The organism is Photobacterium sp. Ph5, from assembly GCF_022129445.1.
Lineage (GTDB): Bacteria > Pseudomonadota > Gammaproteobacteria > Enterobacterales > Vibrionaceae > Photobacterium.
Map to the genome: position 1 here is coordinate 98341 of NZ_JADQAQ010000009.1, position 7776 is coordinate 106116.

The window sequence follows — 7776 nt, forward strand, 5'->3', positions numbered from 1 at the left end:
CTTATGCCTTTTTCACCAGTTGAACTTCCACTAAGTTAGTGTGCTGTGGGTTACCTTTCGCCAGCGGACTTGGACGCTGTGAGGTTAATACGTTGATACAGCCACCTTTATCGACTTTGCGTTTATCCGGGGCGTACCATGCGCCTTCACCTAACGCGACCACACCTGGCAGGATACGCGGTGTCACTTTAGCTGGAATTTGAGTTTCACCACGATCGTTGAAAATACGGATCAAATCACCGTTTTCGATACCACGTTGCTGGGCATCAATCGGGTTAATCCACATTTCTTGACGTGCCGCTTCTTTGATCACATCGACGTTACCGTAGGTTGAGTGACAACGGGCTTTGTAGTGGAAACCTGTTAGCTGCAATGGGAATTGCTCACGTTTCTTTGAGTCCCAGCCATCAAACGTCGATACATAAATCGGCAATGGGTGGATCACTTCATCGTCTTGTAGCTCCCACGTTGCCGCAAGGTGTGCTAAACGCTCTGAGTAGATCTCAATCTTGCCCGATGGTGTGGTTAGTGGGTTCTTCTCTGGATTTTCTCGGAAGTCTTTGTAAGCAACAAAGTGACCGTTTGGATCGCGGCGCTTGTAGATACCTAGCTTACGCATGGTTTCAAAATCAGGCAGTGATGGATCTTGCTCACGGGTTAATGCATACAAGTGACGTAGCCACCCTTCTTGATCGCGACCTTCAGTAAATTGCTCGCCCACGCCCATACGTTTTGAAATTTCAGCGCAGATCTCGTAAATACCTTTAGCTTCAAATTGGGGTTCAATCGCTTTATCAGCAAAAATGAAGTACGGCATGTTGGCCGCTTTGGTATCCATACAGAAATCAGATTGCTCTGAGGTTGTGAGATCCGGCAGTACGATATCGGCATATTTGGCAGATGACGTCATATGGTTATCAATCACCACAATCAGCTCACAGGCTTTGTCATCTTGTAAAATATCGTGAGTTTTATTGATGTCAGAGTGCTGGTTAATCAAGCAGTTACCGGCGTAGTTCCAGATCATCTTGATGGGTGATTTAAGCTGTTTAACACCACGAACACCATCACGTAGATCGGTCATCTCTGTGCCGCGTACAATCGCATCTGTCCATAGGAACATTGGGATCGACGCTTCAATTGGGTTCGTTAAGGTTGGGAAACGGACAAACGGAATATTGTAGTCAGATTCACGCGCACCAGTACCACCACCGTTAATGCCCACGTTACCCGTTAGCAGTGCCAACATTGCGATTGCACGACAAGCAATTTCACCATTAGCTGTACGCTGTAAGCCCCAGCCTTGCAGTACTGCACAAGGTTTTGTTGAGCCAATTTCACGGGCGGTTTTAATAATGGTATCAACTGGAATGCCCGTAATTTGTGCCGCCCACTCAGGGGTTTTCACAATACCATCTGCGCCTTCACCTAAGATGTATGACTTGTAGTCACTCTTTGCAGGGGCTGATGCTGGTAGGGTTTTCTCATCATAACCGACACAGTATTTATCCAAGAATGGCTGATCGACCAAATCTTCTTTGATCATCACGTACGCCATTGCCGCTACAAATGCTGCGTCTGTACCTGGACGAATTGGGATCCACTCATCTTCACGGCCACCAGCTGTATCGGTGTAGCGAGGGTCAATCATGATCATGCGCGCTTTTGAGCGCTCTTTTGATTCCATTAAGTGATGGATCAAACCACCGCCCGACATGCGGGTTTCAGCAGGGTTATTACCGAACTGAACAATCAGCTTGGTGTTTTCTAGATCAGAAAACGAGTTACCTGCGCCCCAACCACCGTAGGTGTAGTTAAGGCCTTCTTTGATTTGTGCTGTTGAGTAGTCGCCGTAGTGATTTAAGTAACCGCCACATAGGTTCATCATACGTGCCACAAGCGATCCCGCTGGCGGCCATGATTTAGTCACGGTGCCGCCAAGCGTACCTGTACCGTAGTTAAGGTAGATCGCTTCATTGCCATGAGCTTTGATGATTCGCTTCATGTTATTAGCGATTTCATCGTAAGCCTCATCCCAAGTAATACGTTTGAATTTACCTTCACCACGATTACCGACACGCTTCATTGGGTACTTCAAGCGATCTGGATTATAAACACGACGACGCATTGAACGACCACGTAAACACGCGCGCACTTGGTGATTACCGTATTCGTCATCACCTGTGTTATCGGTTTCTACCCATTTAATTTCACCATCAACCACGTGCATACGTAATGGACAACGGCTACCACAGTTTACGGTACACGCACTCCATACGATTTTTTCGTTCACCGCTTGCTCGGTGGCAGCAGCAACAGGGCTCGATTTAAATGGCAGGGTCATGGCGCTGGCAGTCGCAGCCAATCCACCGACAGCACTCGACGTTTTCATAAAATCACGTCTTGAGAGACCACCGGAAATCATTGCTTTCAGTGTGTTTTTCATAGGACAACTACTCATAAAAAATGCGAAAAGACGCTCGCGGTCTTTTTCTGGGCGTCCTTTTACACTTAAAGCAGAGGGTGAAATATTGCGCTCAATCAATAAACCGTATTTGAAATATAAAATTCCACCAACGTTAAATCACAACTGAGAAGTTAGTCACAAAATTTTATAAATTTAAATTATCCAGAATATTTAACAAATTTTTAATCATATAAATAAATATATCAGTACCCTGATTTTTTTGATTTAGCGCAATTTTTTCCGCTTGTTAACTCGGTATGCTCCGCCAAAAATTTATAAAGTTGAAATAATGCATTACGAATCTACACTTTTTCGTCTTCTTGGTGGCTTATTGTTCTACTCACCAAGCTCAAACAACGGCTCCACTATTCTGCAAGCCTTCGCTGTACAAGATGATGATTTATTAAAAAATATTGCAGCACTTGCGCACGCTGTTAACAGTGACGAACTTGAATCCGATCACTTCCATTTGCTGCAAGGTAGCGGTGATATGCCATGTCCACCTTGGGGATCGGCGTATTTAGATAAAGAAAATGCCCTGTTTGGCTCATCGACCTTGCAATACCGTGAGTTTACTCGCCAGCAAGGCTTTGCCTGCGATACCGGAATGCGTGAGCCTGAAGATCACATTGGTTTAATGCTGATGTTAGTTTCAATATTGCTAGAGCAAGATAATAAAGCGGCAGCGAATGAGTTATTTACTCAACATCTCATGCCATTTGCCCCTTTCATGTTAGAAAGCATGCAGCAATACGCAAAAACCGATTTTTACCAACAACTTGCTGCTTATACGCTGGCGTGGTTAACCATCTATTGTGAAGAGCAACAATTGGAAATCGTGACACGTCATAACTACTGGCAAGAGGCGCAATGATGAGACACGATAGCGCCGATTTAATGCAGCAAGAGAGCGAAGTAAACCACAGTCGTCGTGGTTTATTTCGCGCGCTATCTCGTGGTGTTTCACAATCAGTTGAAACACCAGAGGCAGGAAAGATAAATGCAGGAAGACCACTTGGCGCTGTTGAAGAAAGTCTATTTACGCATCTTTGCGACAACTGTTCGGCATGTGTGAGTGCTTGCCCACAGAATATCTTAGCCATAGGTAACAATGGGCCTGTGATGGATCTCAGTTGCAACCATTGCACCTTTTGCCAAGCTTGTATTAATGCTTGCCCAACTCAAGCACTTAATACTCTAAACACCAAAGATACAGGCTGGCGTCCAACTTTTAGTAAAAGCTGTAACGCTAAGATTTTTGATAATTGCCAAGAATGTGTCGATGATTGCCCGAAACAAGCACTTAGCCTGATTGCTAACAGCACACCCATTTTAAATGATGATTGTAATGGCTGCGGTGAGTGTCTATCGAGTTGTTATATTGGTGCGGTTTGTTAGTCTAATAAAATAATAATATTCACCATCACTACATAATCTACTTTTAAATAATCAATCGCTAACAACTAGAAATATATGTCCTATAAATAAAGTTTCAAAATAAACATAAAAAATATAACGCTATTGATAATATAAACAAAAAATATTATTTTAAAATTTATTATAGATATTAATAACTAAGTGGTAATTAATATCAGTTGAAATCATTAAAAATCAAAATATTTATTAAGATTTTAATTAATGAAAGTTTACATTACTTTTTTGATCACTTTTAATTTATTTTTCTTATGTATATTAAATATAACGCCGCTTAAAAAACACACAATATAAAAGGGGTTATATATGAAATTAGAAAATAAAGTCGCTATTATTACAGGTGCTGCAAGTGGAATTGGTCGAGCTATTGCTTTTGAATATGCTAAAGAAGGCGCTAAAGTTATTGTTGCCGATTTAGATATTAATGCTGCAGAAAAAGTAATCGGGGAATTAAAAGCAACAGGAGCAGATGCGCTTGCCGTTGAAATGAATGTGACTAATGAAGAGCAAGTAAATAATGCCATTAAAAAAGTCATTGATAACTTTGGAAGAATTGATATTTTAGTTGCTAATGCAGGATATCAACATATAGCTTCTGTTGAAGAATTAACTTATCAACAATGGAAAGATTTACTTTCCGTCCATTTAGATGGCGCTTTTTTAACGACCAAAGCTTGTCTAGAACATATGTATAAACAAAGATCCGGTTCAATCATTTATATGGGATCGGTACATAGTAAAGAAGCATCTAAATTAAAAGCCCCTTACGTTACAGCTAAACATGGTCTTATTGGTTTATGTGAAGTTGTCGCAAAAGAAGGTGCTGAATATAACGTTAGAGCAAATGTTATTTGCCCTGGTTACGTTAAAACACCATTAGTCAAAAAACAAATTCCAGAACAAGCAAAAGAGTTAGGCATCACAGAAGAAGAAGTGATTAAAAATGTGATGTTGAAAAATACCGTTGATGGACAATTTTCCACCATGAAAGATATAGCGCAAGCGGCTGTTGTTTTTGCTGGATGGGAATCTAATGCGCTCACTGGACAATCTCTTGTTGTTAGCCATGGTTGGTTTATGCAATAAAAAATTCAGATATTTTATTTATAACCCTCTGACTTTGAAGTTTAATTTCTGCTGTTCAAAGTCAGTGGAAATCATATTAACTTACTTTTTGAAAGGATTGTTAATGCCAAATAAAACCAATCGCAAAGTTGTATATGTCTTTCAAGGTGGTGGAGCTTTTGGCTCTTATCAATTAGGTGTATACCAAGCATTAAAAGAAAAAGGATTTTCACCAAACTCAATTGTCGGTATTTCTATAGGCGCAATTAATGCTGCCATCATCGCTGGAAATAAACCTGAAAATAGATTGAAGCAGTTAGAAACATTTTGGGAAAAAGTCACTACTTTAGTCCCTTTTTCAAATCTATTTTATAACGTTGATACCCAGATAAAAAACTGGATTGGGGCTCAATCTGCTTTATGGTGTGGGCAACCCGGTTTTTTTAATCCCAAATTATGGCCAAGTGCGTTTAGCTCATATAAAACAGAAGAGCTCAGTTATTATGATACCTCACCATTAAAAGACACGCTCAATGAACTGATTGATTTTGATTATTTAAATGAAAAGCATATTAGATTAAGTTTATGTTCTGTCGACTTAGCAAGTGGTGATTTTAAAATATTTGATAGCTTTACTGAAACAATTAACGTTGAGCATGTTATGGCTAGTGGCGCAATGCCTCCTGGATTCCCTCCGATTGAAATAGACGGGCATTTTTACGTTGATGGCGGTTTATATTCTAATACGCCAATTATATCCACCTTAGACCGTATATTGGGCTGTAAGATTGATAGTAGAGATGTACTTTGTTTTATGGTGGATTTATTCCCTGCAAAAGGAGCATTACCCACAAATATGAATGCATTAGCCGAGAGAGTAAAAGATATTCAGTTTGCATCAAGAACATCAAGAGCACGCTATTTATATTCTGCATCTAAAGATCTCTGCGCTGCTATTTCTTATTTAACAACGTTTTTATCTGAAGATGAAAAGAAAGATCCAAAAGTTCAAGAAATTATTAAATTAGGCCATCTAAATAGCTTAGATATTGTGCACTTAATTTACCACTCACAAAAATCTGAACTAGAGAGTAAAGATTATAACTTCAGTAAACAAAACTATCATAACCATCGAAATAATGGATATAACAATACCATTGAGATCTATAAACAAGATGGTAAGGATTGGGCTAAAAATGAAACAGAAAATAAACTCAATATATTCACTTTAGCTGACCCCGAAAAATCAGACTTAAAGGAACTAACATATGAACATTGAACAAATGAAAAAGAACACATTTTCAATGCCAGTGACATCTCCTTCTGCTCCGCCAATTGAGTATAAGTTTAAAGATAGAGAATATCTGATCATCTCTTATGAAACTGACATCGAATTATTAAAAGAAGTGGTACCAGAGCCCTTAAAAGTGATCAGTAATGTCGTACATTTTGAATTTATGAAAATGCCAGATTCCGCTGGGTTTGGGAGCTTTAAAGAATCAGGTCAAGTGATTGAAGTTGAGTACAATGGTAAGAAAGGACTTTATAGCCACCTCATGTTTGTCGATGATGTCGCCTCTATTGTTGCCGGCAGAGAAGTTTGGGGGTTTCCTAAAAAATACGGTTTCCCCTCACTCGATGTCGATGTTGACACCCTCACTGGGCGATTAAAATACAATCAAACCGAAGTCGCTATTGGCACTATGGGGTATAAATATTATGAAGGTGATATTGCAGCAACAAAATCAGCACTCGAAACCACACCTAATTATATTTTAAAGGTAATACCCAGCGTAACAGGGAAAGGCACTGACGTTTGCCAATTAATTGAATATTACATGGCAGATGTAAACGTTAAAGGCGTGTGGACAGGCCCTGCAGCGCTTCAGTTATTCGAACATGCCCTAGCGCCGGTAGCTCAACTACCTATCAAAAAAGTCATTGGGGGTAAGCATCAAATCGTCGACTTTACGCTTTCATACGGTAACGTTTTGTTCGATTATCTTAAATAGTTTTATTCTATATTCATTGTTATGAATACATTTATCCCTAAGAAAATCATCAGATAATACGATCGTTATCCTCATAAATCAGAACAGGCATAACGACATATCTTATGTGATGATTTTCTTGTCTTACTTTCAAAGATTCATATTTGAATCATCATTTATTTAAAAGTGAATAAATGAAATCACTATCCGAAATAGTGGAATCAACTAGATTAAATCTATTGCTATCAGTAATATAAATATTGTTATTTTCTTTCTTGAATTTAACTATTTTTGATATTTTTATTCCTTCTGAACTCATGTATCCAAAATAAAAAATAATACTATTACTTAACTCAATAGATAACATTGGATTCAAGGTTAACAAATTAGATAAATAAGATGCTTTATTATGACTAAGAAAATCTGATGAAAATAATTTATCAATACTATCATCACCTTGTAACTCTCTTGCATCGTCAAAGAAGTTCATCAACAATTCACTTTTAATCTCATTATCATAAACTTCAACATTAGCAAAAAGAAATAGATTACAACTATTATCTATTTTTTTAACTATACAGTTTCGTTTGAAATCTTTGTTAATATTATTATTTTTATGATTATTTTCATGATTTTTAAGCAATGCATACAATGGAACAATATACGAGTATTTATTTTCATTAACATCTGGAAACTGATAACCATGCTTCGTTTTTTCTAAAGAGATAACTTTATTACTTCCCTCTACAGAGAGAACATAAAACAAAACCTGATTACCACTATTTAACAGCCACTGTTAAATTATCTCCTATACTTCAA

General features: G+C 38.5%; 7 protein-coding genes. 5 read left to right on the plus strand and 2 right to left on the minus strand.

Annotated elements, in window-relative coordinates:
• Position 1: 1 nt before the first annotated feature.
• Positions 2 to 2446, minus strand: a complete 2445-nt coding sequence (locus tag I3259_RS05935; RefSeq protein WP_238028773.1) for a DmsA/YnfE/YnfF family dimethyl sulfoxide reductase — start codon at positions 2444 to 2446, stop codon at positions 2 to 4.
• A 310-nt stretch (positions 2447 to 2756) separates the two neighbouring features.
• Here I3259_RS05935 and I3259_RS05940 point away from each other — a divergent pair, with 310 nt between their 5' ends.
• The 5 genes from I3259_RS05940 (at position 2757) to I3259_RS05960 (ending at position 6978) form a co-directional block, all read left to right on the plus strand.
• Positions 2757 to 3341, plus strand: coding sequence for a molecular chaperone TorD family protein (locus I3259_RS05940; RefSeq protein WP_238028774.1), 585 nt, complete (start codon positions 2757 to 2759; stop codon positions 3339 to 3341).
• On the plus strand, positions 3338 to 3865 hold the full coding sequence (locus I3259_RS05945; RefSeq protein WP_238028775.1) for a 4Fe-4S dicluster domain-containing protein: 528 nt from the start codon (positions 3338 to 3340) through the stop codon (positions 3863 to 3865). The genes I3259_RS05940 and I3259_RS05945 overlap by 4 nt, the downstream gene beginning before the upstream one ends.
• 342 nt (positions 3866 to 4207) lie before the next feature.
• Positions 4208 to 4987 (plus strand): 3-hydroxybutyrate dehydrogenase, encoded by a 780-nt coding sequence (locus I3259_RS05950; RefSeq protein WP_238028776.1) that lies wholly within the window; start codon positions 4208 to 4210, stop codon positions 4985 to 4987.
• A 103-nt stretch (positions 4988 to 5090) separates the two neighbouring features.
• A complete protein-coding gene (locus I3259_RS05955) occupies positions 5091 to 6245 on the plus strand; it encodes a patatin-like phospholipase family protein (RefSeq protein WP_238028777.1) in 1155 nt (384 codons plus the stop codon).
• Positions 6235 to 6978 (plus strand): acetoacetate decarboxylase, encoded by a 744-nt coding sequence (locus I3259_RS05960; protein WP_238028778.1) that lies wholly within the window; start codon positions 6235 to 6237, stop codon positions 6976 to 6978. The genes I3259_RS05955 and I3259_RS05960 overlap by 11 nt, the downstream gene beginning before the upstream one ends.
• Before the next feature lie 151 nt (positions 6979 to 7129).
• Here the strand turns inward: I3259_RS05960 and I3259_RS05965 are convergent, their stop codons facing one another.
• Positions 7130 to 7723 (minus strand): hypothetical protein, encoded by a 594-nt coding sequence (locus I3259_RS05965; protein WP_238028779.1) that lies wholly within the window; start codon positions 7721 to 7723, stop codon positions 7130 to 7132.
• Positions 7724 to 7776 lie beyond the last annotated feature (53 nt).

Coding starts and splice junctions, on each gene's coding strand:
- I3259_RS05955 (WP_238028777.1), top strand. CDS start 5,091: ATGCCAAATAAAACCAATCGCAAAGTTGTATATGTCTTTCAAGGTGGT.
- I3259_RS05940 (WP_238028774.1), top strand. CDS start 2,757: ATGCATTACGAATCTACACTTTTTCGTCTTCTTGGTGGCTTATTGTTC.
- I3259_RS05945 (WP_238028775.1), top strand. CDS start 3,338: ATGATGAGACACGATAGCGCCGATTTAATGCAGCAAGAGAGCGAAGTA.
- I3259_RS05935 (WP_238028773.1), bottom strand. CDS start 2,446: ATGAAAAACACACTGAAAGCAATGATTTCCGGTGGTCTCTCAAGACGT.
- I3259_RS05950 (WP_238028776.1), top strand. CDS start 4,208: ATGAAATTAGAAAATAAAGTCGCTATTATTACAGGTGCTGCAAGTGGA.
- I3259_RS05960 (WP_238028778.1), top strand. CDS start 6,235: ATGAACATTGAACAAATGAAAAAGAACACATTTTCAATGCCAGTGACA.